Origin of the sequence: Kocuria sp. NBRC 114282 (assembly GCF_030268385.1) — a bacterium.
Classification (GTDB): Bacteria; Actinomycetota; Actinomycetes; order Actinomycetales; family Micrococcaceae; genus Kocuria; species Kocuria palustris.
On sequence record NZ_BSQO01000002.1, the window covers coordinates 512,894 to 537,092 of the forward strand.

16 protein-coding genes are annotated in these 24,199 nt (G+C 71.5%); 12 read left to right on the forward strand and 4 right to left on the reverse strand.

Features of this window, described 5'->3' with window-relative positions:
* Nucleotides 1-23: 23 nt before the first annotated feature.
* Genes QSJ40_RS06015 through QSJ40_RS06025 form a run of 3 tightly spaced genes read right to left on the reverse strand, consistent with a single transcriptional unit; the run spans nt 24 to nt 4,956 of the window.
* Entirely contained in the window at nt 24-1,184 is a 1,161-nt protein-coding gene (locus tag QSJ40_RS06015; RefSeq protein WP_285729562.1) for an NAD-dependent epimerase/dehydratase family protein, read from the reverse strand.
* The gene (locus QSJ40_RS06020) at nt 1,181-3,928 is read right to left on the reverse strand and encodes an alpha/beta fold hydrolase (RefSeq protein WP_285729564.1); all 2,748 of its coding nucleotides are present in this window, start codon (nt 3,926-3,928) and stop codon (nt 1,181-1,183) included. The genes QSJ40_RS06015 and QSJ40_RS06020 overlap by 4 nt, the downstream gene beginning before the upstream one ends.
* Nucleotides 3,925-4,956, reverse strand: a complete 1,032-nt coding sequence (locus tag QSJ40_RS06025) for a 3-oxoacyl-ACP synthase III (protein ID WP_006215067.1) — start codon at nt 4,954-4,956, stop codon at nt 3,925-3,927. The genes QSJ40_RS06020 and QSJ40_RS06025 overlap by 4 nt, the downstream gene beginning before the upstream one ends.
* 129 nt (nt 4,957-5,085) lie before the next feature.
* On the opposite strand from QSJ40_RS06025, the gene QSJ40_RS06030 reads away from it, so the two are divergent.
* Both QSJ40_RS06030 and smc read left to right on the forward strand, forming a co-directional pair.
* Nucleotides 5,086-6,999: an FMN-binding glutamate synthase family protein gene (locus tag QSJ40_RS06030; protein WP_006215068.1), complete on the forward strand. Its 1,914-nt coding sequence runs from the start codon at nt 5,086-5,088 to the stop codon at nt 6,997-6,999.
* 127 nt (nt 7,000-7,126) lie between these two features.
* Nucleotides 7,127-10,879 (forward strand): chromosome segregation protein SMC, encoded by a 3,753-nt coding sequence (smc, locus tag QSJ40_RS06035; RefSeq protein WP_006215070.1) that lies wholly within the window; start codon nt 7,127-7,129, stop codon nt 10,877-10,879.
* A gap of 234 nt (nt 10,880-11,113) precedes the next feature.
* Here the strand turns inward: smc and QSJ40_RS06040 are convergent, their stop codons facing one another.
* A complete protein-coding gene (locus QSJ40_RS06040; protein WP_006215071.1) occupies nt 11,114-12,340 on the reverse strand; it encodes an MFS transporter in 1,227 nt (408 codons plus the stop codon).
* Nucleotides 12,341-12,512: 172 nt separating this feature from the next.
* Between QSJ40_RS06040 and ftsY the strand changes: the two genes are divergently transcribed.
* The 10 genes from ftsY to QSJ40_RS06090 all read left to right on the forward strand — a co-directional run bounded on the left by ftsY (nt 12,513) and on the right by QSJ40_RS06090 (nt 24,164).
* Nucleotides 12,513-13,682: a signal recognition particle-docking protein FtsY gene (ftsY, locus tag QSJ40_RS06045; RefSeq protein ID WP_051990476.1), complete on the forward strand. Its 1,170-nt coding sequence runs from the start codon at nt 12,513-12,515 to the stop codon at nt 13,680-13,682.
* 262 nt (nt 13,683-13,944) lie between these two features.
* Entirely contained in the window at nt 13,945-15,267 is a 1,323-nt protein-coding gene (locus tag QSJ40_RS06050; protein WP_006215073.1) for an ammonium transporter, read from the forward strand.
* The gene (locus tag QSJ40_RS06055) at nt 15,264-15,602 is read left to right on the forward strand and encodes a P-II family nitrogen regulator (RefSeq protein ID WP_006215074.1); all 339 of its coding nucleotides are present in this window, start codon (nt 15,264-15,266) and stop codon (nt 15,600-15,602) included. Before QSJ40_RS06050 ends, QSJ40_RS06055 begins: the two co-directional genes overlap by 4 nt.
* A gap of 201 nt (nt 15,603-15,803) precedes the next feature.
* Nucleotides 15,804-17,435, forward strand: coding sequence for a signal recognition particle protein (ffh, locus tag QSJ40_RS06060; RefSeq protein WP_006215076.1), 1,632 nt, complete (start codon nt 15,804-15,806; stop codon nt 17,433-17,435).
* A 41-nt stretch (nt 17,436-17,476) separates the two neighbouring features.
* Nucleotides 17,477-17,959, forward strand: coding sequence for an NUDIX domain-containing protein (locus QSJ40_RS06065; protein ID WP_006215077.1), 483 nt, complete (start codon nt 17,477-17,479; stop codon nt 17,957-17,959).
* Between the two features lie 82 nt (nt 17,960-18,041).
* A complete protein-coding gene (locus tag QSJ40_RS06070; RefSeq protein ID WP_144421619.1) occupies nt 18,042-19,439 on the forward strand; it encodes a hypothetical protein in 1,398 nt (465 codons plus the stop codon).
* Nucleotides 19,440-19,507: 68 nt separating this feature from the next.
* Nucleotides 19,508-20,977, forward strand: a complete 1,470-nt coding sequence (locus tag QSJ40_RS06075) for a sensor histidine kinase (protein ID WP_006215079.1) — start codon at nt 19,508-19,510, stop codon at nt 20,975-20,977.
* A 13-nt stretch (nt 20,978-20,990) separates the two neighbouring features.
* Nucleotides 20,991-21,776: a response regulator transcription factor gene (locus QSJ40_RS06080; protein WP_006215080.1), complete on the forward strand. Its 786-nt coding sequence runs from the start codon at nt 20,991-20,993 to the stop codon at nt 21,774-21,776.
* Nucleotides 21,777-21,954: 178 nt separating this feature from the next.
* The gene (locus QSJ40_RS06085) at nt 21,955-22,920 is read left to right on the forward strand and encodes an ABC transporter ATP-binding protein (RefSeq protein WP_006215081.1); all 966 of its coding nucleotides are present in this window, start codon (nt 21,955-21,957) and stop codon (nt 22,918-22,920) included.
* The gene (locus tag QSJ40_RS06090) at nt 22,917-24,164 is read left to right on the forward strand and encodes an ABC transporter permease (RefSeq protein WP_006215082.1); all 1,248 of its coding nucleotides are present in this window, start codon (nt 22,917-22,919) and stop codon (nt 24,162-24,164) included. The genes QSJ40_RS06085 and QSJ40_RS06090 overlap by 4 nt, the downstream gene beginning before the upstream one ends.
* Nucleotides 24,165-24,199 lie beyond the last annotated feature (35 nt).

The following is a 24,199-nucleotide window of genomic DNA, read 5'->3' on the forward strand; positions in this document are numbered from 1 at the left end:
GTCGCTTCAGCGGGGGAGCCGGCTCAGCCCTTGGCCTTGAAGGTCGTGGACTCGACGCGCTTCTCGCGCTTCTCGCGCTGCTCGACCACGACCGGCAGCGGATGGTGGTCGTAGTGCTGCTTGAGCCGGCGCATGCCCTCCTCGATGGAGACGGACGGCTCCCATCCCAGGACCTCGTGGGTGCGCTTCTGCGAGAACCAGTGCGCGGTCGAGAGCTGCTCGGCCAGGAACTCGGTCATGGGCGGCTCGTCCTGACCGGGGAACCGGGCCCAGACCTTCTCGATCGTGCGGCCGGCGAAGCGCGCCACCCCGGCGGGGATCTTGCGCTTGGGAGCGGGCACGGAGCCTGCGCGGCACATCATGCCGATCAGCTCGCCGACGGGACGCGGCTGGCCGTTGGTCACCACGAAGGCCTCGCCGTGGGCGACCTCGATGCGCTCGAGCGCCCGGACGATGGCCTCGGAGGCGTTGTCCACGTAGGTGGTGTCGATCAGCGCGGCGCCGTCATCGAGCAACGGCATGCGCCCGCGCGCGGCCCGGTCCACGATGCGCTCCACGAGCTGGGTGTCGCCGGGGCCCCACACGATATGCGGACGCACGGCGGTCACGCGCAGCGCATCCGAATCGGCCTCCAGGGCGAGCAGCTCGGCGGCCGCCTTGGAGCGGGCGTAGTTGCCGCGCGCCTTGTACGGATTGGCCGGTCCGGCGCAGTCGCCCGTGATGGACACGCCCGTGTGCGCCACGGACGGGCTCGAGACGAAGACGAAGTTCTTCGCCCCGGCCTCGCGCGCCGATTCCAGCAGGATGCGCGTTCCGGTGATGTTGGTGAAGACGAAGTCCTCCCAGTCGCCGGCGAAGGAGACCTTGGCCGCGAGGTGGATGACGTCGTCGACGCCGTCCAGGGCGCGCTTGACGGTGTCCATGTCCGTGATGGAGCCGAGGACCTGCTCCACGCCGTCCTCCAGGGCGATGGGGGCCTGGCCGCGCTGCAGCACGCGCACGGTCCAGCCCTGGCTCATCAGCCTGCGGGCCACGGACTCGCCGAGCATCCCGGAGGCGCCGGTCACCAGGACGGTGCGGCCCTTCCCCTGGAGCTCCTGCACATCCTGCAGCTCTTCCGGCGTGGCACGATGCGCTTTCCGGGGTGCTCCGGCGGCGCGGGGAATGCCTGGAGTGGTGCTCACGGGTTCCTGATCCTTCCCCCGCTCAGGGCATCATCGGCCCAGGCGGCGAGGCGCGTGCGGTCGACCTTGGAGTTGTGGCGGATGTCCGTGGGGTGCCGGGGCACCACCAGGACGGCCGCGACATCCAGGCCGGTGGCGTCGTGGACTGCACTGCGCACGCGCCCGGCCAGACCCGCTCGTGCGGGGCCGGATCGGCGTGCCGGAGGCTCAGTCTCGCACACGACGACGGGCACCTGAGCACCCTTGGGTCCGACACCCACGAGCGCTGCTCGGCCCACCCCGGAGACGGTCTGGGCGGCATGCTCGCCGGCCACGGGAGCGACCGGTCCGTCGCTGGTCAGCAGCAGGTGGTGGAGGCGTCCGGAGACCCACAGGCGGCCCTTGTCGTCGAGCTGCCCGACGTCTCCGGTGGCGTGCCAGCCGGGGATCCGCGTGGACTCGTTCTCGGTGATCCACAGGGAGTCGTAGCGGTCCTTGACGTGCGGGGCCTGCAGCACGATCTCGCCCAGCACGTCCGGCAGATCCACGAGCCGATCGGAGGGGACGCCGTCGTGATCGACCGGCGCGATCCGCACGGCCGCACCGGGGACCGGGGCGCCCACGCAGACGCCCTCGCCGGCCCCGCGCACGCGGGCCTGCGAGCGGAAGCCCTGCTCGGGGTGCAGCGGCTGGGAGTCGACGGCCGCCTCGCGGATGGTCTCCAGGCGGACGTCCGTCATGGGCAGGGCCTCGGTCATGCCGTACGGGGTGTGCAGCTCGGCCGCGGGCAGCAGCTTCTGCAGCTGCTCCAGCAGCGGCGGCGGCAGTGGGGCCCCGGCCGAGAGCATGAGCCGCACGCGGCCCAGCGCCTGGCGCTGATGCGGTGCCAGGTCGTTCTGGGTGGCCAGCACGTTGACGATCGCAGCGGGGGAGGCGAACACGGTGGTGGCCTCGATCGCCGCAGCCGCATCGGCCAGTGCTCGGGCGGTGAGGGTGCGCGGTTTGGTGACGTCCATGTCCGGGGTCACCGAGGCCGCGCCCATGGCCGGGGCCAGCAGTGCGAACGGCGCGAAGGCGGCAACCAGCCCGGTGCCGGGGCGCAGGTCGCACACGGCGGCCACGGCATCGCGCATGGCGGCCATCTGCCGCTGGGTGTAGACGACGCCCTTGGCCGGGCCGGTGGAGCCCGAGGTGAACAGCACGGCGGCGTCCGCATCCGGGTCGATCTGCGGCAGCGGGCCCGGCGCGGTGCGCTCGAGCTCGGCCACGGAAGCCTCAATCCCCAGCACGCGCCGGCGCACCGGATCCAGGGTCTCGACGCTGATGCGCCGCCCCGGCCAGCCCAGCGTGCGGGCGGCGGTCAGAGCCGCGGGGATGCCGATGAACCACTGCGGGGAGGCGCCCTTGAGCGCGCGGCGCAGCCCCGGCAGGCCCAGTCCGGTGTCCGCCACGACGATCACGGCTCCCACACGCAGTGAGGCGTAGATCAGCGTGGTGAGGTCGGCCCCCGGGGGCACCATGAGATTGATGCGGTCTCCGGGCTTCACCCCGAGCCCGATCAGCCCGGCGGCGATGCGCTCCACGCGCTCGTCGAGCTGCGCCCAGGTGAGGCTGCGCTCGACGGCCGGGGCGCTGTCGTTCTCGGCCTTGCCCATGTCCACGGTGGCGACGGCGGTCGTGGCCTCATCCAGGCCGGCCCGGTGGGACAGCCCGGCCGTGAAGGGCACGAACGGCTCCTCGGTCTGCGGACGGGCCTCGAGGTGCTGGAAGCGGCGGGGGTGTGGATCGACGAGGTTCTGCTGCAGCCACTGCATGACCGGCGTGGCGATGTCCCGGTCCTCGGGCAGCAGGTGGTTGGCGCCCTCGAAGCGGTGGACGTCCGCCTGCGGCATGCGCTTGCGAAGGTCCTGGAGGTAGCGCTCCAGGAACACCGGGTCCTTGGGGCCCCACAGGAACAGAGCGGGAACGGTCGAGGTGGCCATCCAGGACGCCGTGCGCTCGTAGCGGTGGTTCGACGGATGATCCGCGAACGCCGGGATGTCCGCCACGAAGTGCTCGATGCCGGCTCGATGCTCGGGGGTGTCGTAGGGCGCCTTGAACGCCGCCTTGATCTCGGGAGCCAGCGAGGGGGAGACCAGCGACAGGGAGATGTCCAGGAACGCGGTGGTCCGGGAGGTGACGGCTCCGTGGACCTTCGGCGCCAGCGCTAGACGCAGCGGATCCGGGATGGGACCGGACTCGGGATCGTGGTAGATCGCCGTGTTGGTCATGATCGTGGCCGCGTGCGCCTTCGGGTGCAGCTCGGCCCAGCCCATGGACACGAGACCGCCCCAGTCGTGCGCCAGGGTGACCACGCGCTCGTCGTCCAGACCGATCGCGACGGTGAGGTCGCTGAGGTCCTGGATGCGGTCGTCGTAGCGGCGGAACAGGCCGGTGCGCTCGGAGAAGCCCATGTCGAGCTGATCCACGGCCACCACGCGCCAGGGGGTCTCGGCCTCGGTCGCGGCCTTCAGGACCGAGCGCCACAGGTACGACCATGTGGGGTTGCCGTGCACGGCCAGGATGGTGCCGGCCGGGGTCTTCCCCTGCTCCTGGAGCACCGCCTGGTTGTCGAGCAGGTGCCAGCGCCGGGTCGTGCCGGGGACCGGCTCGCAGGCCGCGTGGGAGGGGGCCTCCACGGTGCGGGACCAGCGGGGGTCCACGCCGGGGAAGGCCTCCCAGCTGCTGGGAGGCGTGACGGGCTCGGTGGTCTCGGCGATGCTCACCAGTCGATCTCCATGAAGGTCGCGTTCAGTCCGGATCCCACGCCCATGGCCAGCACGCGCTGGCCCTTCTGGAACGAGCCGTTCTCGGCCTGCAGCGCCAGGGTCATCGGCAGGGCGGCTGAGGCCACGTTGCCCCAGAACGGGAAGGTGCGCGGCAGCTTGTGCGCGGGGATCCCGATGTCCGCCTCCGTCTTGTCCGTGTGGGAGGTGGAGACCTGGTGGGCGACCACCCAGTCGAAGTCATCCCACTCGAAGCCCTGGGTGCGGGCCTCCTCCCACGTGTCCGTGAGCAGGCCGACGCCGTGCTTGAGCAGCCCGCCCGCATCCGTGAACATGCCGTCGAAGCCGCCCACGCACAGCTCGAAGTGCTCAGTGGCCGAGCGCGTCACGGAGGTGCGGATCCGATGGCCGTCGGGGTGGTTGTCCGCCCGTCCCACGACGGCAGCCGCGGCGCCGCAGCCCAGCGTGAGCGTGGCGAACTCCCGGATGACCTCGGCGCGGGTGACGTCCGGCTCGCTGAGGCGGCGGAAGGCCTCGCGGTGCCAGCGAGTGGGATCCTCGCCGGCCACGACCAGGGCGTAGTCGATGGCGCCCGAGTCGATCATGGACGAGGCCACGGTCATCCCGTTGATGAAGCCCAGGCAGGCATTGGTGATGTCGAAGCTCAGCGCGGAGCTCGGAAGGCCCAGCCTGGCGTGCTCGCCGGAGGCCAGGGCCGGCTCGTAGCCGTCGCGGGTCACCGAGCAGTTGACCAGCAGGCCCACCTGGTCCGGGCTGATGCCGGCCTGGTCCATGGCGGCCTGCGCAGCCTCGATCGCGCCGTCGGTGTAGTGGCGGCCAGGGGACCACTCGCGGTGCTCCTTGACGCCGGCCAAGCGCTCCAGCAGGCCCTTGGGCAGCTTGAGCCGCTCGAACGTCGCCCCCAGCTGCTCATCGGCGCGCGCGGAGGAGACGACGACGTCGGCTTCGACCTTCTGGATCGACAGCAGCGAGGCGCTGCTGTGGCGGATGATGGAGTTCCCTGACAAGGCACTGCTTTCGACGAAGGTGTGAGGAGTCTGTCCAGAAGTCTATCGACGCGCCTGGACATCGCCTGACGGCAGCGCGTCCATGTCCGCCGCTTCGTCGTCCCGGGGCCGATGCGAGACGATGGGCGCATGAACAATCGCTTCCTCATGGCCGGGGCCGTCGTCACCCTCGCCCTCGTCCTCCTCGTCGCCTATCTCGTGGGCATGTGGGCCTGGATCTTCTTGGGCGTGGTGGCCCTGCTGCTGCTGGGGCTGGGCATCTGGGACCTGGTCCAGCCCCGCCATGCGATCCTGCGCAACTTCCCCGTGCTCGGGCACGCCCGCTACCTGCTGGAGTCCATCCGCCCCGAGATCCAGCAGTACTTCATCGAGAAGAACACCGAGGGCAAGCCGTTCAGCCGCGACCAGCGCTCGATCGTCTACGCCCGCGCCAAGGGCCAGGACGATCACAAGGCCTTCGGCACGGAGAAGGCCACCGACGAGATCGGCTACGAGTTCCTGCTGCACACCACCGCCCCGGTAGCCCCGGCCGCGGAGCCGCCGACGGTGCGCGTGGGCGGACCGGACTGCGCTCAGCCCTACGAGATGCCCCTGATGAGCATCTCCTCGATGTCCTTCGGCTCGCTGTCCAAGAACGCAGTGCTGGCCATGAACAAGGGCGCGGCCATGGGCGGATTCGTGCACGAGACCGGCGAGGGCGGGCTGACCGAGTACCACCTCGGCAACGGCGCCGACCTGTTCTGGGAGATCGGCTCCGGGTACTTCGGCTGCCGCTACGACGACGGGCGCTTCAATCCGGAGCGCTTCGCCGAGAAGGCCCGCTACGACGAGGTCAAGGGCATTACGATCAAGCTGTCCCAGGGCGCCAAGCCCGGCCTGGGCGGCGTGCTGCCGGGCTCCAAGGTCACCGCCGAGATTGCTGAGGCCCGCGAGGTCCCCGAGGGCGTGGACTGCATCTCCCCGGCGTCGCACTCGGCGTTCACGACCCCGCGCGAGATGGTCCGGTTCATCGGGCAGCTGCGCGAGCTCTCGGGCGGCAAGCCGATCGGCATCAAGTTCTGCGTGGGCTCGCGCACCGACGTCCTGGCCATGTGCAAGGCCATGTGGGAGGAGCGGATCGCGCCCGACTACATCATCGTGGACGGCTCCGAGGGCGGAACCGGCGCCGCCCCGCTCGAGTACTCCGATCACGTGGGCACCCCGCTGACCGAGGGGCTCATGCTCGTGCACAACGCCCTGGTGGGCACCGGGCTGCGGCACATGATCCGCATCGGCGCCGCAGGCAAGGTGGTCTCCGGCTCGGACATCGTCAAGCGCATGATCCAGGGCGCGGACTTCACCATGTCCGCCCGCGGGATGATGATGGCCACCGGCTGCATCCAGGCGCAGAAGTGCCACACGAACCACTGCCCCGTGGGCGTGGCCACCCAGGACGCCCGCCTCATGCGCGCACTGGACGTGGAGGACAAGGCCAAGCGGGTGCACAACTACCAGAAGCTCACCGTCCGCGAGGCCGTGCAGATCATGGCCTCCATGGGCGTGGAGGCCCCGTCGCAGCTCAACGCTCGCATGCTGCGTCGTCGGGTGGATCACCTCAACACCCGCTCCTACGCCTCGATCTACAACTGGCTGCGGGAGGGCGAGCTGCTCGAGCAGCCCCCGCGCGGCTGGGCCGCGGACTGGGCCGAGGCCGACGCCGATCACTTCGGCGAGCACGCCCCGCTCGGCTTCCTGGACGACGACGGGCCCCATTGGAACGACGAGATGGCCACTCAGACCGGGATGATGGCGACTGTCGGCGCCGGCAGCTCGCTGGCCTCCTCGGGCGGCAGCCATGCTCCGGGCGGGCCGTCGGGGGAGCGGCACTCCGAGGCGCACACCGCCTCGGGCACTCGCTCAGGTGAGCAGGAGCAGGGCCAGCAGCCGGTGCGCAGCGACGGCGACGAGCCGATCGGCCGACCGGAGGCCAGCCGCACGCCGACCACCGGCTCCACGCCGGTCGTCGGCGACAGCACCCGACCGGAGGGGCGCCCAGCCGAGTGAGGCAGAACTCCGAGTGAGGCAGGCTCAGAGGGTGTGCTCGGTCGGCTCCTGACCGGCGATCTCATTGCCGACCTCACCCGGGGGCGGGCTGACGGCGTCGCCGGCCCCCTCCCGGTAGGCTCGCCGGGTGCATCTCAAGACCCTCTCCGTGCGCGGCTTCAAGTCGTTCGCCTCGGCCACGAGCTTCGAGTTCGAGCCCGGGGTGACCTGCGTCGTCGGCCCGAACGGGTCGGGCAAGTCGAACGTGGTCGATGCCCTGTCCTGGGTCATGGGCGAGCAGGGCGCCAAGTCGCTGCGCGGCGGGAAGATGGAGGACGTGATCTTCGCCGGCACCTCGGGCCGGGCGGCCCTGGGGCGGGCGCACGTGGCCCTGACGATCGACAACACCGACGGCGCCCTGCCGATCGAGTACACCGAGGTCACGATCTCGCGCACCCTGTTCCGCACCGGCGGCTCCGAATACGCGATCAACGGCCAGTCCTGCCGCCTGCTGGACATCCAGGAGCTGCTCTCGGACTCGGGTCTGGGCCGGGAGATGCACGTGGTCGTCGGGCAGGGCCAGCTCGACCGGATCCTGCATGCCACGCCGGAGGAGCGCCGCGGTTTCATCGAGGAGGCCTCCGGGATCCTCAAGCACCGGCGGCGCAAGGAGCGCACGATCCGCAAGCTCGAGGGCATGCAGGCCAACCTGGACCGCCTGGATGACCTGCTCTCCGAGATCCGCCGCCAGCTCACCCCGCTGGGCCGCCAGGCCAAGGTCGCCCGCCGCGCCCAGCGCATCCAGTTCGACGTCCGCGACGCCCGCTCGCGCCTGCTGGCCGATGACCTGGTGCAGGCGCAGTCCGCGCTGGCCGTCGACGTCGAGACCGAGCAGCGGCTGCGCGAGGAGAAGGAGGACGCCGAACGGCGTCTGCGGGCGGGCCGCACCCGCCAGAACGAGCTGGAGACTCGCGCCGCGCAGGCCACACCGGCGGTGACGGCGGCGCGTGAGACCTGGTACGAGCTGACCTCGGTGCGCGAGCGGCACCGCTCGCTCGAGCAGCTGGCCGGGGAGCGGCGGAGACTGCTCGGAGCCACGGAGGAGCAGCCCTCCTCGGACCGCGACCCGGACCGGCTGGCCGGGCAGGCCGCGCGCACCCGCGAGGAGGAGAAGTCGGCGCTGGAGCAGGTCGAGGATGCCGTCGAGACCCTGGCCGAGGCCATCCAGGACCGCGAGGACAGCGAGGCGCAGGCCCGCGAGGCGGACAGGGCCGTGACGGCGATCCTGCAGGCCGCCGCGGATCGTCGCGAGGGCGTGGCCAAGCTCTCCGGCGGCGTGGGCGCTGCGCGCTCGCGGGTCGAGGCCGCCGAGAACGAGCTCGAGCGGCTGCGCGGCACCGAGCAGCAGGCCGCTCAGCGCCGCATGGGTGCCCTGAGCCAGGTCGAGACGCTGCGCGCAGCCGCCGAGGACGCCGCCGAGGCCTCGCGCCGCGCGGCCTCCGAGCGCGACGAGGCGGTCGAGGCCTTCGACGCCGCCCGGGAGCTGCACCGCCAGGCGGAGGCCGCTCGCACCGAGGCGGTGCGCTCCCACGACGCCCAGGCCGCCCGCGCCGAGACGCTGCGGGCCTCGGTGCGCCAGCCCGACGGCACCGAGGCCGTCAAGGCGCAGTCCGCCGATGCTGTGGTGGCTGCAGTGGCCGAGGTCCTGACGATCTCCGTCGGCTGGGAGCGTGCGCTGACGGCGGCCCTAGGTCCGCTGGCCGAGGCGCTCGCGGTGCGCTCGCACGCGGCGGCGGCGGGCATCTTCGAATCTCTGCGCCAGGCGGATGCCGGGCGCGTGCACATGCTCGTGGCGGGCGGATCTGCGGCGCCCGTCTCAGAGCTGCCGGACGAGATCCGGGGCTACGCGGGCGTCGTGCCGGCGGCCGAGGCCGTCGAGGCGGCGTCGGGAGCGGGGGATGCTGCGGAGGCCGTCGTGCAGCGCGTGCGCGCGGAGCTGGCCGGGACCGTGCTGGTCTCGGACGCGGCCACCGCGGTGCGCCTGACCGGCGATCATCCGCAGGTGCGCGCCGTGACCCGCGACGGCGACGTCTTCGCCCCGCACAGCGCCTGGGGCGGAGCGCGGGAGGCGGCCGGCTCCCTGGAGACCCGCGCGCAGGCCGAGGCCGCGGAGGCCGAGCTGGCTCAACTGCGGCAGACGCTGGATCAGGCGACGGAGGCCGCCCAGTCGGCTGCTGCGGAGCGGGACCGCCTGCGCCCTCAGGCCGAAGCTGCGCGCAAGGCGGCGCAGGAGGCCGAGAAGGCCGAGCGGGATGCCGCCGGAGCGTCCTCGCGGACCGAGGCCGTGCTGGACTCCGCTCAGGCTGAGTCGGATCGCTTCCAGCGCCAGGTCGCCGAGACCCAGGACCAGGTGGCCGCGCATCAGCGGGCTCTGGACGAGGCGCTTTCGCGCCTGGAGGCCGCCCAGGAGGACCACGACGACGACGAGTCCGAGCGCGCCCACCTGGAGGCCGTGGCGCGCCGCGACTCCTCGCAGCGCGAGGCGACCCAGGCACGGCAGGCAGAGACGGAAGCCCGGCTGGCGCTGCGGTCGCTCGAGGAGCAGGCCCGAGCACTGGGCAACCGCGCGCATTCGCAGGAGCGGGCCGCCGCCGCCGAGCGCCGCGCCCGGGAGGAGGCGGCCCGCCGTGCCGAGAGGCGGCGGCAGCAGGCTCGCAGCGCCGAGGCCGTGCTGGCCGCGGTGCGCCAGATCCTGGTGCGCATCGACGCCTCCGTGGAGCGGGCCGAGGCCGAGCGGCAGCAGGCCGAGCAGGTCCGCCAGGCCCTGGACGCCGAGCTGCAGGAGGTGCGCACCGCCAACGACGGCCTTGCCTCTCGGCTGGCCCAGCTCACCGACGAGGTCCACCGCGACGAGGTCGCCCGCACCCAGAAGCGCGCCCGCATCGAGACCCTCGAGCAGCGCTCGCTGGATGAGCTCGGGCTGACCCCCGACGCCCTGATCGACAACTACGGCCCGCACCTGCCCATCCCTGATGCCGACGCCATCCTGGAGGCCTCGCAGCGCCGCGATGAGCGCGCCGCCGCCGCAGCTGCGCGTCGCGAGCTCGAGGCCGAGCAGCACGGGATCACCCCGGAGGAGCTGGCGGAGAAGCAGGGGGAGTCGATGCCGTCGTCGGGAACCCCGGACACTTCGGGCGGGGAGGAGCCGGAGGAGGATCTCTACGACGAGCCGGTGGGCATCCCGTTCGTGCGCGAGCAGCAGGAGAAGCGGCTGGCGTCGGCGGAGCGCGATCTGGCCAAGCTCGGCAAGGTCAATCCGCTGGCGCTCGAGGAGTTCGCGGCCCTGGAGGAGCGCCACGCGTTCCTCTCCGAGCAGCTCGAGGACCTGCACCGCTCCCGGGCCGATCTGCGGCAGATCATCCGCGACGTCGACGAGCACGTGGAGCAGGTCTTCACCGAGGCCTGGCACGACGTCGAGCGCGAGTTCGTCACCGTGTTCGGGACGCTGTTCCCCGGCGGTGAGGGGCGGCTGAGGCTGACCGATCCTGCGGACATGCTCAACACGGGCATCGACGTGGAGGCGCGCCCGGCGGGCAAGAAGATCAAGCGGCTGTCGCTGCTGTCCGGCGGCGAGCGGTCGCTGACGGCGATCGCGATGCTCGTGGCGATCTTCCGCGCCCGGCCCTCGCCGTTCTACATCATGGACGAGGTCGAGGCCGCCCTGGATGACCGCAACCTGGGCCGGCTGCTGACGATCTTCCAGCAGCTGCAGGAGACCTCGCAGCTGATCGTGATCACCCACCAGAAGCGCACCATGGAGATCGCCGACGCCGTCTACGGCGTGACCATGCGCGACGGCGTCACCACCGTCCTGGGCCAGCGCCTCAAGGAGATGCGCTAGGCGATCTGATCCGAAGGGGTGCTCACCAGCGGTGGCGACTTGCGCCGACCAGAGCAAGCTGGGCGGTGGCCTTCCGGCTCATCGAGTGGCCGAATCCCCACGCCACCCCCATTGACTGGCAGATCCCTCACCGTTCCAGCGAGGAACCGGTGACGACACGGCCTGTCGATGACGGATCAGTTCGGATTCGGCCGCTCGATGGCGGGACCGGCCGGAATCGGCTGGCAGCGGCTCTCAGGAGTCCTCGCGGTCCTCGTCGGACACACGGGGGACGGAGCCGGTGGGCACGGCGTCGACGTCGGGGCGCTTGAGGGTGTCCATCACGGGGGTCCAGGCCAGCGCGGCCACACCCATCAGCACGCCGGAGACCAGGAAGGCCGGGCCGAAGCCGGCGGCATCCACGAGGGCCCCGGCCAGGATCGGGCCCAGGATCTGTCCGGCGTCCTGGCTCATCTGGAAACGGGAAAGCACAGTGCCGCCCGAGCGCTGCGGGCCGATGACGTCGGCCACGGCCGCCTGCTGCCCCGGGTTGAGGGTGCCCGAGCCCACTCCGGAGAGGAAGGAGGCCACCGCGAAGATCCACACGCTGTCCGTGAACCCGATCACCGCTGTCATCACGCCGGCCAGCACCAGTCCGCTGATCACCAGCGGCTTGCGGCCCACGGAGTCGGAGATCCGGCCCGAGAACGACAGCGCCACGGCGGAGCCGGCGGCGAACACCGTCAGTGCGACGCCGGACAGGGCAGGTCCGGCGCCGAAGACGGCGGAGGCGATCAGCGGGATCAGCGCCACGCGGATCCCCATGGAGGTCCATCCGTTGGCGAAGCCCGAGACCAGCGAAGCCCGATACGCCCCGAACTGCCAGGCCTCGCGGAAGCTCATGCGCACCTGGGCCTTGGCGGCCGCCCGATCCTGCAGCGACTGCGGGGGGATCTGCCAGAAGACCACACCGGCGGCCAGCAGGATCGCGGCCCCGTAGATGAGGAACGGCGCCTGCATGCCGAATCCCGCCAGCAGCCCGCCGATCACCGGCCCCAGGATCCCACCGATCAGGAATGTGGAGGCGTACATGCCCGAGATCCGCCCGCGCGAATCCGGCGGCGCCAGGCGCACGATCAGGCCCATGGCGGAGATGGTGAACATGGTGGAGCCGAGTCCGCCCAGGCCGCGGAAGAGCAGCAGCTGCCAGTAGGAGCCGGCGAACGCCGTGGCGAACGACGACAGCGCCACGATCACCAGGCCGATGAGATAGGTCCGGCGCTCGCCGATGGCATCCAGGATGCGACCGCCGACCGGGGCGAACATCAGTCTGCAGAATGCGAAGGCCGAGACGACGGCTGAGGCGGCGGCCACCCCCACGCCGAAGCTCGAGGCGTACTGGGGCAGCACCGGGGCCACCAGGCCGTAGCCGACCGCGATCGCGAAGGCCGCGGCGATCAGCACCAGGATCTCCCGCGGCACCGGGGTCCGGGCAGGAGACTTCGATCGCGACGACCGGTCGGAGGACCTGCGCGCAGCGGGGTCCGGGGAGGAAGAGGAGGAGGCCATCACCAGCGCAGTCTAGGAGAGGGCGCTGACGCCGCAGGCGCGTGCGGGCACCGCCCCTCGGCGGCCCCCGCCGAATCGTGGTGCAATGGGGGACGTGGACCAGATACTCGCTCAGATCCCTGTCTTCGTGTACGTGCTGATCGCCGTGGTGGTGCTGGCGCTGCTGGGCTTCGTGCTGCTGCGCGGGCCCAAGGCGCCTCCCGGCGGCTACGACTCGACCCGAGATGCCGATGACCCGGCGCCGGGCGCTGCCGGCGACGGCTCGGGTGAGCATGCCCGGGCCGGGGGAGGAACCGCGACCGAGACCAAGGCGCCGTCGCTGGACACCCCCGAATCGGCCGGCTCCCGCATGGCCCGGCTGCGCGGCCGCCTGGCCAAGTCCAACAACGTGTTCGGCCGCGGCCTGCTGGCGCTGCTGTCCCGCGATCACATCGACCAGGACGTCTGGGACGAGATCGAGGAGACGCTGCTCATGGCGGACCTCGGCACCGACGCCTCCATGGAGCTCGTCGAGAACCTCCAGGTGCGCGTCAAGGCGGAGGGCACCCAGGACCCGAACCACGTGAAGGCCATGCTGCGCGAGGAGCTGCTCAAGCTCGTCGACCCGTCCATGGACCGCTCCCTGGCCGTGACCCGCAAGGGCGACACCCCGGCCGTGATGCTCGTGGTGGGCGTCAACGGCGTAGGCAAGACCACCACCGTGGGCAAGCTGGCCCGCGTGCTCGTGGCCGAGGACAAGGACGTCATGCTCGGCGCGGCCGACACGTTCCGCGCCGCGGCCGCCGATCAGCTGCAGACCTGGGGCAACCGCGTGGGCGTGCCGACCGTGCGCTCGGAGGTGGAGGGCGCAGATCCCGCCTCCGTGGCCTTCGATGCTGTGAAGACCGGCATCGACTCGGAGGTCGACGTCGTCATGATCGACACCGCCGGGCGCCTGCAGAACAAGGCCGGGCTCATGGACCAGCTCGGCAAGATCAAGCGCGTGGTCGAGAAGGCCGCCGAGGTCGACGAGGTGCTGCTGGTCATCGACGCCACGACCGGGCAGAACGGCATGACCCAGGCCCGCGTGTTCTCCGAGGCCGTGAACGTGACCGGCATCGCGCTGACCAAGCTCGACGGCACCGCCAAGGGCGGCATCGTCGTGGCGATCCAGCGGGAGCTGGGCGCCCCGGTCAAGCTCATCGGCCTGGGCGAAGGTGCGGACGACCTCGCCCCCTTCGACGCCGAGCAGTTTGTGGACGCCCTGCTCGAGTAGGCCCCTGGTGTGATCCCACAGATCGAGTGGCCTCGCAGTGTCCGTCCAGCTCAGACGCACACTGCGGGGCCACTCGTCTTGTCTCCGCCGTACTCAGGACACGCGGACGCTGCTCGATGACCGCAGCCCCGTTCACATGCCCGACACGAACGAGCGCGTGTTGTCACACGCCGGAAACGACGGCGCGACGCCGGTGACTCATGACCTCGCTTGACTCGTGCGCAGCGCCCGAGAGGGCCCGAGACGCGAGGAGAGACTGACGATGGACGAGACGACGCTGAGCGCGGTCGATGTGTGGACCGTGGTCGCCAGCGCCATGGTGCTGCTGATGACGCCGGGACTGGCCCTGTTCTACGGGGGCATGACCCGTGCCAAGGGCGTGCTGAACATGATGATGATGTCCTTCGCCGCCCTGGGTCTGGTGATCCCGGTGTGGATCCTGTGGGGGTGGTCGGTCTCCGGTGGCGAGCCCATCCTGGGAGGCCTGGCGGGCAGCCCTCTGCAGGCGCCGGGGCTGGAGGACCTGATCGGCACGAGCGACCTGCTGGGCGTCGCGTTCTCCTGCACGTTCGCGATCATCTCGGTCGCGCTGATCTCCGGAGCCGTGGCAGACCGCATGCGCTTCAGCGCCTGGCTGCTGTTCGTGCCGGTGTGGACCACCCTGGTCTACGCGCCGCTGGCGTTCATGGTCTGGGGCGGGGGCCTGCTGGGCGCCGATGGGGCGATCGGCTCCCGCTTCGGCGAGGCGATCGACTTCGCGGGCGGGCTGGTGGTGCACATCAACGCCGGCGTGGCGGCGCTGATCCTGATCCTGCTGATCGGCCCGCGACAGGGATTCGGGAAGGACTCGGGCCAGCGCCCGCACAACCTCCCCCTGGTCATGCTCGGCGCGGCCCTGCTGTGGTTCGGCTGGTTCGGCTTCAACGTCGGTGCTGCGGCCACCCCCGAGCAGGCAGGGCTGATCCTGATCAACACCATGGGTGCTCCGGCCACGGCCATGCTGGGCTGGCTGCTGGTCGAGCGGATCCGCGACGGCCACCCGACCTCCCTGGGCGCGGCCTCCGGCGCGGTGGCGGGGCTGGTCGCCATCACGCCCGCCTGCGCCGACGTCTCCCCGTTCTGGGCCATGGTCCTGGGACTCGTCGCCGGCATGTGCTCGGCGGTGGCTGTGGCGCTGAAGTACCGCATGGGCATGGACGACTCGTTGGATGTCATCGGCGTGCACCTGGTCTCCGGCATCGTGGGGACCGTGGCCCTGGGCTTCATCGCGATCCCGAGCGCGGAGTCGGCAGGAGGGCTGTTCTACGGCGGCGGGCTGGCGCTGCTGGGCACGCAGGTCATCGCCACGGTCGTCTCGGTCATCTACTGCTCCGTCGTGACTCTCGTCATCGCCCTGGTCATCCGCGCGTTCGTCGGCCTGCGGATCACGGCGGAGGCGGAGATCGAGGGCATCGACATCACCGAGCACGCGGAGTCCGGCTACAACCTCGCGGGCGATGCCTCCGGCTCGTTCCGCCCCCGTCGCCCGGTCCCGGGCAGCCTCGAGGACGTCATCGAGCGTCAGAAGAAGGAGCAGCGCGCATGAAGCTCGTCGTCGCCGTCATCCGGCAGGAGAAGTTCGCCGACGTCAAGGACGCGCTGGCCGCGTTCGGGATCCAGGGCATGACCGTCACCAACGTCCACGGCTACGGCCGCCAGCGAGGGCACTCCGAGGTCTACCGCGGTGCGGAGTACTCGGTGGACCTCATCGAGAAGACCCGCCTGGAGCTGGTCGTCACGGACCAGCAGGCCCACGAAGTCGTCGACGCGATCGCCGCTGCCGCCACCACGGGCCGGGCGGGCGACGGCAAGGTCTGGGTCACCCCCGTGGAGGAGGTCGTGCGGCTGCGCACGGGGGAGCGCGGCGAGTCCGCTGTCTGAATACGTCCCGCAGGCGCTTCAGCGCACGGCGTCAGGAGCCGAGCATGTGCTGACGGCGGGCATTGCTACCCTGGAGCACTGATCCGGTGCGCACTGCGCACCCCCAGGGGTGACGACGGCGCGGCCACCTGGTCGCGCCGTCGACGCGCGTCCAAGCCGGCCCGCCGCCCCAGACCATCGAAGATCCACAGCGAGGACCACGTGTTCAACTCCCTCTCCGACCGCTTGACCGCGACGTTCAAGAACCTGCGTGGGAAGGGCAAGCTCTCCGAGGCGGATGTCGATGCCACCGTGCGCGAGATCCGCCGCGCGCTGCTCGACGCCGACGTCGCCGTGCCCGTGGTCCGCGAGTTCACCGCCGCCGTCAAGGAGCGCGCGCTGTCGGCCGAGGTCAACGAGGCGCTGAACCCGGGTCAGCAGGTCGTGAAGATCGTCAACGACCAGCTCCAGGAGATCCTGGGCGGTCAGACCCGGCGCATCCGCATGGCCAAGACCGGGCCCACGATCATCATGCTCGCGGGCCTGCAGGGCGCCGGCAAGACCACGCTGGCCGGCAAGCTCTCGTACTGGCTCAAGAGCCAGGGCCACCGCCCGCTGCTCGTGGCCTCCGACCTCCAGCGCCCCAACGCCGTGACCCAGCTGAAGGTCGTGGGAGAGCGCGCGGGCGTGCCGGTGTGGGCTCCGCACCCGGGCACCACCTCCGAGTTCGACGACCCCACCGGCGATCCGGTCGAGGTGGCCCGCGAGGGCGTGGAGCACGCCCGCTCCAAGCTCTACGACGTCGTCATCGTGGACACCGCCGGCCGCCTGGGCGTCGACCAGCCCCTGATGCGCCAGGCCCGCGACATCCGCGACGCCGTCCAGCCGGACGAGGTCCTGTTCGTCATCGACGCCATGATCGGCCAGGACGCCGTCCAGACCGCCCAGGCCTTCAACGAGGGCGTGGACTTCACCGGCGTGGTGCTCTCCAAGCTCGACGGCGACGCCCGCGGCGGCGCCGCCCTGTCGGTGGCCTCGGTGACCGGCAAGCCCATCATGTTCGCCTCCACCGGCGAGGGCGTGAAGGACTTCGAGCAGTTCCACCCGGATCGCATGGCCTCGCGCATCCTCGACATGGGCGATGTCATGACCCTGATCGAGCAGGCCGAGAAGACCTGGGATCAGGCCGAGGCCCAGAAGATGGCCAAGAAGTTCGCCGATCAGGAGGACTTCACCTTCGAGGACTTCCTGGCCCAGATGCAGCAGCTCAAGAAGATGGGCTCCATGAAGAAGCTGCTCGGCATGATGCCGGGCATGGCCGGGATGCGCGAGCAGCTCGAGAACTTCGACGAGTCCGCGCTGACCCGCATCGAGGCCATCATCCAGTCCATGACCCCGCACGAGCGGGTGGCGCCCAAGATCATGAACGGCTCGCGCCGAGCGCGCATCGCCAAGGGCTCCGGGGCCACGGTGCAGGAGGTCAACCAGCTCATGGAGCGCTTCGGGCAGGCGCAGAAGATGATGCGCAAGATGTCCCAGGGCAAGGGCATGCCGAACCTCCCGGGCATGGGCGGCGGCGCTCCGGGCATGGGACCGCAGGGCGGCAACCCCATGGCCGGCATGCAGGGGATGCAGGGCATGCAGGGGCTGCCCGGCGCGGGCGGCGGCAAGTCCTCCAAGTCCAAGGCCAAGAAGAAGGGCTCGCGCTCCGGCAATCCGGCCAAGCGCGCGCAGGAGGCCGCCGCCGCGCAGAACCGCTCCAAGGCACCCACGGGCTCGTCGTTCGGCCAGCCCCAGCAGCCCGAGCAGAACCTCAAGAACCTCCCCAAGGGCTTCGAGAAGTTCCTCAAGTGACCCCGCAGCGGCCCCCGCGCCGCTGAGCGAAAGGCGCCACCATGTCGTCGTACCTCCCCGAGAACGAGCTCAAGGAATTCATCGCCGCGCTGCCGACCCGCCGCCTGGCGTCCTCGGCGCTGATCCGCGACCCGCACGGCCGGGTGCTGATCGTCGAGCCGAACTACCGCGACGGCTGGACCCTGCCCGGCGGAACGGTCGAGGCCGGGGAGGATCCCCGCACCGGATGCTTCCGCGAGGTGCTCGAGGAGGTCGGGCTGCAGCTGCCGGAGGGACGGCTTCTCGTGGTGGCCCACGGGCTAGCCGCCGGCATCTGGGGCGATTCGGTCGCGTTCCTCTACGACGGGGGCGTGATCCCCGAGGACACCGAGATCACCCTGCAGGAGGAGGAGCTGGACAGCCACCGCTGGGCGGAGCCCGACGAGATCCTGGGGTACGTGGGCGATCGCATGGGACGGATGATCCTCAGCGGCCTCGAGCAGCTCGAGACCGGCGGCGTGTCCGAGTTCGTGATCGGAGGCTGAAGGACGCCCCGGTGCAGGCTCTCAGCGGAATCTGCTGCCCGCACCCCGGGGTCGTCCAGTGCCCGCGGGTAGCATGGCGCGCATGACCACCCCCTCTTCCGGACCCCAGCATCCGTCGTCCTCCGGCGCGGCCGGCGCAGGCGGAGCAGACGGCGCCCGGCACGGCCGCCGACGCGCGGAATCCCCGGTGGATCGCAAGACCTCCGCCCTGGACGGCTGGTCGGTGCTGCCTCTGGCGGTGCGGATCAGCAGCCGCAGCTCCGTGCCGGACGTCGACGGCTCCGACCTGCTCGGCCCGGACACCGCAGATGCCGCCGAGATCGTGGGCTTCGTGCCCACCGCGCAGGGCATCCGCAAGGTCCTGGGCCACCACCGCGCCGTGGCCGCCGCCGCCGAGGGCTCCGACTACCTGCAGATCGCGGTCCTCGTCGACGACCAGGGCCGCACGGCCACCGTGGGCGAGCACGGAGCGGTCGTGCCGGGCCAGGGCGTCGAGGAGATCGCCGCCTCCGTCCACCGCATCACCGGTCAGACCCTCGAGCCGCAGCACCCCCGCCTGCAGCGGGCGCTGATCCTGCACCTGGATGCTCCCGAGCTGCCCCTGCTGGCCAGCAGCGCCGGCGCCACCTTCCGCGCGGTCAGCCGCGACGGCTGGTCCGTGCTCGTGCCCGACGACGACGCCTCGTGGTGGGCTCTGCGCACCGGAGTCACCGGCACGGCCGTGGCGCTGGCCTCGGACGGCGCCGCCCGCTCCCTGGAGGTCCTGCTCGACGGCGCTGACGGCGTGGGCCGCCATCCGGAGACTGCCCGGCCCGACCCCACGCGGATCTCGGCCGAGTCCTCCGGCGACCGAGCCGCCTGCGGGCTGTCCTGGGGCCCGGCCTGGTCTGCGGTCTCGATCGACGACGACGGAACCCCCGCCGCACGGCTGACCCGCGAGGTCCTCGAGCTGTGCGATGGCGAGACCACCCAGATGCACGTCGAGTCGGTGGCCTCGGTCTTCGACCTGGACCCGGTGCAGACCGTGCGCCTGCGCAACTACGTCGACGGGGAGACCTCCTCGCTGGTGCTCGAGTCCGTGCTGCAGCTGCTCGAGCTGCCGGTGCTGGCCGCCAAGATCGTCGAGGGGCAGAAGCCGCTGTCGGAGATCGAGGGGCTGGAGCGGTTCGAGCCCACCAGCATGCGTGAGGCCGTCATGCAGGGCCTGGGGATGGAGCCCACGGACGACAGCACCTTCTCCCGCCTGCAGGCCAGGCTGGCCGAGCGCCCGGAGATCCTGCTGGCCGCCGCCGGGGCGCAGACCGCCGTGGGCATCGGGCTCGCCGCCCTGGGTCGTCGCGGGGGACGCGGCAGCCTGGTGCTCGGCACGCTGTCCGGACTCGCGTTCACGGATGCGGCCTCGCTTTCGGGGCTCTACGCCGTGCTGCGCAGGCAGCGCCGCCGTCGAGACGGCAGGCGGCCCGGCCGATCGCACGACTGAGCGGCCGCTGCCGGCAGATCCGTCGCGCGACGGATCCGCCAGGACGCGGCAGGCGATAGCGTGCTGGGGTGTCGCAGCTCAGCCAGGACCCCCGCCAGGATGTCGCCCCGTCTGCTCCCGCCCGGACGGCTCCGCGACCCGAGTCCCGGCCCACGACCGCCGAGCGCCTGATCGGGGTCCTCTCCGACCCCTCGGATCCGGACTGGCGCCGTCCCGGGCCCGGTGCCACGGGGCTGCGCCGCGATGTCCTGGGGGCCCTGGCCCTGTTCGCGGTGGCCGCCCTCATCCTGGCCCTGCTCGAGAGCTTCGCCGGCACGAGCGAGAACCGACCCCGCTGGCTGGGCTATCTCATGGTCGCGCTGCAGATCCTGCCGCTGGCCGGGCGCCGACGCTGGCCCGCTGCTGTCATGGTGGTCTCCACGGCGGTCTACGTGATCGGCTACTACCTGACACCCATGGCGGCGGGTCAGTCGGGGACGGTGCTCGGGCTGTACGTCGCGGTCTACACGCTCGTGGCCTGGGGGCCGTCGCGGCAGGTCGTGCGCATCATCGTGGCCCTGTTCCTGGTCCTTCTGCTGCTGTGGGTGGGCATCGACCTGGCCATCACGGGCTCGTACGCGGAGATGGTCGAGGAGCTCGACTCCCAGGCCGGGCCCTTCGAGCCCATGTCCGCCTATTCGGCCTACTCCTTCCTGCTCAACATCCTGGGCTTCGGCATCACGATCTTCCTGGGGTGGACCTCGTGGCGCTCCGCGCTGCGCGACCATCAGAACCGCGCGCAGGCCGAGCAGCTGCGCAGCCAGTCGCAGCGCCTGGCCCGGCAGGCGGTCGTCGAAGAGCGCCTGCGGATCGCCCGCGAGCTGCACGACGTGATCGCCCACCACGTCTCGGCCATCGGGATCCAGGCCGGGGCCGCCCGGAAGGTCCTGCACCGAGATTCCGAGCTGACGGCCGAGGCGCTGCGCTCGATCGAGGGATCCAGCCGCCAGGCCGTGAGCGAGACTCGCCAGCTGCTGGGCGTCCTGCGAGCGGACTCGGACGCGGAGGCCGCCGATGGACAGCCGCGAGCGGAGACGGCGCCGGCGACGAGCCCCGGGCCCCGGCTGGAGGAGATCGAGCAGCTCGCACGCGAGCACGCCCAGCGCGGCCTGTCGGTGACGGTGACCTGGGTCGACGGGGCAGAGGCTGCTGAGCTGCCGCCGGCCCTCGGGCTGTCCATGTACCGCTGCGTCCAGGAGGCGATGTCGAACGTGGTGCGCCATTCCACCGCCACCAGCGCCGAGGTCGTGATCCGCAGCATCCGCCGGGACGACCACGGCTCCGGGGCAGCGCAGGCGATCGAGCTCGAGGTGCTGGACGGGGGAAGGCCCCGTGCGGGCAGCGCCGGCACCGGCTTCGGACTGCGAGGACTCCGCGAACGGGTCCAGCTCCACGGCGGGACAGTGGAGATCGGCAGCCGGGATCCCGGGCCCGGCTGGCGCGTGCGGGCGAGGTTCCCGCTCGAGAGGATCGGTCCCGAAGCGCCAGACTCGGAATGAGAGGATCACAGCCATGACCTCTGTGCTGCTGGCCGATGACCATGCTCTCGTGCGCTCAGGCTTCGCCATGGTGCTCTCCGTCGAGGACGACCTCGAGGTCGTGGGCCAGGCCGCCGATGGTCGCCAGGCCGTGGAGAGGGTCGCCGAGGGCGGTGTCGACGTCGTGCTGATGGACGTGCAGATGCCGGACATGGACGGGCTCGAGGCCACCCGGCGCATCGTGGCCGCAGGCGGAGCCAAGGTCATCATCCTCACGACCTTCGACCGGGAGGACTACCTGTTCGAGGCGCTGCGCGCCGGGGCTTCGGGCTTCCTGCTCAAGAACGCCGACCCGGACGATCTGGTCGACGCCGTGCGCTCGGTGGCCGACGGTCACGCGCTGCTGGCTCCGGAGGCCACGGTGCGGGTGATCCAGCGGTGGGTCGCCGCGGACGCAGCGGCTCCGGGCGCTTCCGGCCCCCACTGCGCAGCCGCGCCGACGTCGGCAGCCGCTGCGCAGCGCATGACCGGGACGACCGCGACCAATCCCTCCGCCGGCCCAACCACCGAAGTCGGCGCATCGGGCCCGGGGCGTCCGTCCGAGGAGCATCGCCGTCTGCTGGAGGGCCTGACCGAGCGGGAGTCCGAGATCCTTCGGCTCATGGCCGAGGGGCTGTCCAACGCCGAGATCGCCCAGCGCCTGTTCGTGGGCTCGGCCACCGTGAAGACCCATGTGTCGAACGTGCTGGCCAAGACCGGCAGTCGTGATCGGGTCCAGGCCGTCGTGCTGGCGCACCGGGCCGGCGTCGTCGGGTCCTGAAGCGCACGATCTCGGGTCGCTCCGCCTCGCGGCGGAGGCGTCGTCCATGCCCAGCCGCTGGGCTGTCCCGGAGATTCCGTCGCACGGCGGAGGACCGCGGCGAGGCCCGTCCCTAGGCTGGTCCCAGTTGCGCTGGGGGAGCTGCCCCGGCGCTGAGGCCGAGAGCTCAGGAGCCCACGTGAGCAGCACGCAGACAGCGCAGGAGACGCCCTCCGACGGCGCCGCGAGCCGCAGCACCACCTACTCGCCGCCCAGCCGGGGCCATCGGCTCGAGGTCCGCGGCCTGACCCGCACGTTCGGCGAGAAGACCGCCGTCGACGACGTCTCCTTCACCGTGGAGCCCGGGGGCATGACCGGGTTCATCGGGGCCAACGGCGCCGGGAAGACCACGACCATGCGCATGATGATGGGCGTGCTGCGGATCCATTCCGGGCAGGTGCTCTGGGACGGCCGCCCGATCACCGCCGCCGACCGCGCGGGGTTCGGGTACATGCCGGAGGAGCGCGGGCTGTATCCCAAGCAGGGGATCCTGGACCAGCTCGGCTACCTCGGTCAGCTGCACGGCATGGAGCGCGCCCAGGCTCTGCGCGAGGCCCAGCGCCTGCTTGAGCGCTTCGATCTGGCCGATCGGCCCAAGGACAAGCTCGAGACCCTCTCGCTCGGCAATCAGCAGCGCGTCCAGGTGGCGGCCTCCCTGCTGCACAGCCCGTCCGCCCTGATCCTCGACGAGCCCTTCTCCGGGCTGGACCCGGTGGCCGTGGACTCGATGGTCGAGCTGCTGCGCGAGCACATGGCCCGCGGCGTCCCCGTCCTCTTCTCCTCCCACCAGCTCGACCTCGTGGACCGGCTGTGCGACTCCATGGTGATCCTCTCCGGCGGCCGCGTGCTGGAGCACGGCACCGCCGACGAGCTGCGCGCCGCCCGCCCGCTGTCACATCGCCTGCGATGCAGCGAGGACGTCGGATGGGTGCGCGATGTCCACGGCGTGCAGGTCGAGGACCTCGACGGCTGCCGGGCCGTCGTGCGCCTGGACGACGACGCCGCACGCGCCGAGCTGCTGCGCCGAGCGCTGGAGCGCGGCCTGCAGGAGTTCACCGACCTGGCGCCCACCCTCTCCGAGATCTACCGCGAGGTGACCCGATGAGCTCTTCGACCCGATCCGACGGACCCGATGCCTCCGCACCCGGTGCTTCCGAGGAGGCCGGCGGCCCCGGTCGCACGGTCGAGCGCCCGTGGCTGACCGTGATGATGCGGGAGCTGGCCGTGAAGGTCCGCAACCGCTCCGTGCTGATCTCCACGGCGGTCACGCTCGTGCTGATCGTCGGAGGCCTCGTGGCCTCCTCGCTGCTCTCCGGCACGGATTCGGGCAGCGAGCACGAGATCGCGGCGGTGGGCGCCGGCTCGGTCGAGATGGTCGAGGCCGTCGATGACAGCCTGTCGGACGACGACTCGGCGAGTCCCCGGGAGGCGACGCGTCAGGAGGCCGAGCAGCTGCTCGACGACGGCGACGTGGACGCGGCCCTGGTCCACGAGGACGGCTCGTGGGTGCTGCTCGGCGACGGCTCCCTCGATCCGGTCCTCGAGCAGGCCGTGACGCAGTCGGTCTCCAGCGCGACCATCGCCGCGAACGCGGCCAGCGCGGGCACCTCGATGGATCAGCTCGCGCAGGGCTCCGAGGTGCGGGTCGAGCAGATCGGCGAGGGGTCGGACAGCAGGGATACCGCGGCCTCGTTCGTGCTGCGCTACGTCTTCGCGATGCTGTTCTACATGGCGGCGATCATGTTCGGGACGGCGATCGCCAACTCCGTCCTGGAGGAGAAGCAGAACCGCGTGGTCGAGATCCTGGCCACGGCCATCCCGGTGCGCCAGATCCTCTACGGCAAGGTGCTCGGCAACTGCGTGATGGCGTTCGCGCAGATGGGCCTGTTCGCAGGCGCCGGTCTCCTCACGGCCTCGCTGCTCGGGCTCACGGATGACCTCGGCTGGGCGCTGTCGGCCTCCGGCTGGTTCATCGCGTTCTTCGTCGTGGGCTTCGCCGCGCAGGCGACGATCTGGGCGGCCCTCGGCGCACTGGCCTCGCGCAGCGAGGACCTGAACACGTCCATGACGCCGATCATGACAGTGCTCGTCGTCGCCATGCTGGCGGGGCTCATGGGCACCGGCACCTGGCTGACGGTCGCCTCGTACGTCCCGATCATCTCGTCGATCGCCATGCCGGTGCGCCTCCTGGAGGGGGAGGCGGCCGTGTGGGAGCCCTTCGCGGCCCTGGCCGTGTGCGGCGCCTTCGGCTGGGCCATGCTGCGGATCGGAGAGCGGGTCTACCAGCGCGCGGTGTTCCAGGGCGGACGCTCGCTGTCCTGGCGCCAGGCGATGCGGCTCGAGGACTGAGACGGCGCCTCCGGCAAGCGTGAGCGGACTCGCAC

Coding starts and splice junctions, on each gene's coding strand:
- QSJ40_RS06030 (WP_006215068.1), top strand. CDS start 5,086: ATGAACAATCGCTTCCTCATGGCCGGGGCCGTCGTCACCCTCGCCCTC.
- ftsY (WP_051990476.1), top strand. CDS start 12,513: ATGGGGGACGTGGACCAGATACTCGCTCAGATCCCTGTCTTCGTGTAC.
- QSJ40_RS06050 (WP_006215073.1), top strand. CDS start 13,945: ATGGACGAGACGACGCTGAGCGCGGTCGATGTGTGGACCGTGGTCGCC.
- QSJ40_RS06055 (WP_006215074.1), top strand. CDS start 15,264: ATGAAGCTCGTCGTCGCCGTCATCCGGCAGGAGAAGTTCGCCGACGTC.
- QSJ40_RS06065 (WP_006215077.1), top strand. CDS start 17,477: ATGTCGTCGTACCTCCCCGAGAACGAGCTCAAGGAATTCATCGCCGCG.
- QSJ40_RS06070 (WP_144421619.1), top strand. CDS start 18,042: ATGACCACCCCCTCTTCCGGACCCCAGCATCCGTCGTCCTCCGGCGCG.
- QSJ40_RS06080 (WP_006215080.1), top strand. CDS start 20,991: ATGACCTCTGTGCTGCTGGCCGATGACCATGCTCTCGTGCGCTCAGGC.
- QSJ40_RS06090 (WP_006215082.1), top strand. CDS start 22,917: ATGAGCTCTTCGACCCGATCCGACGGACCCGATGCCTCCGCACCCGGT.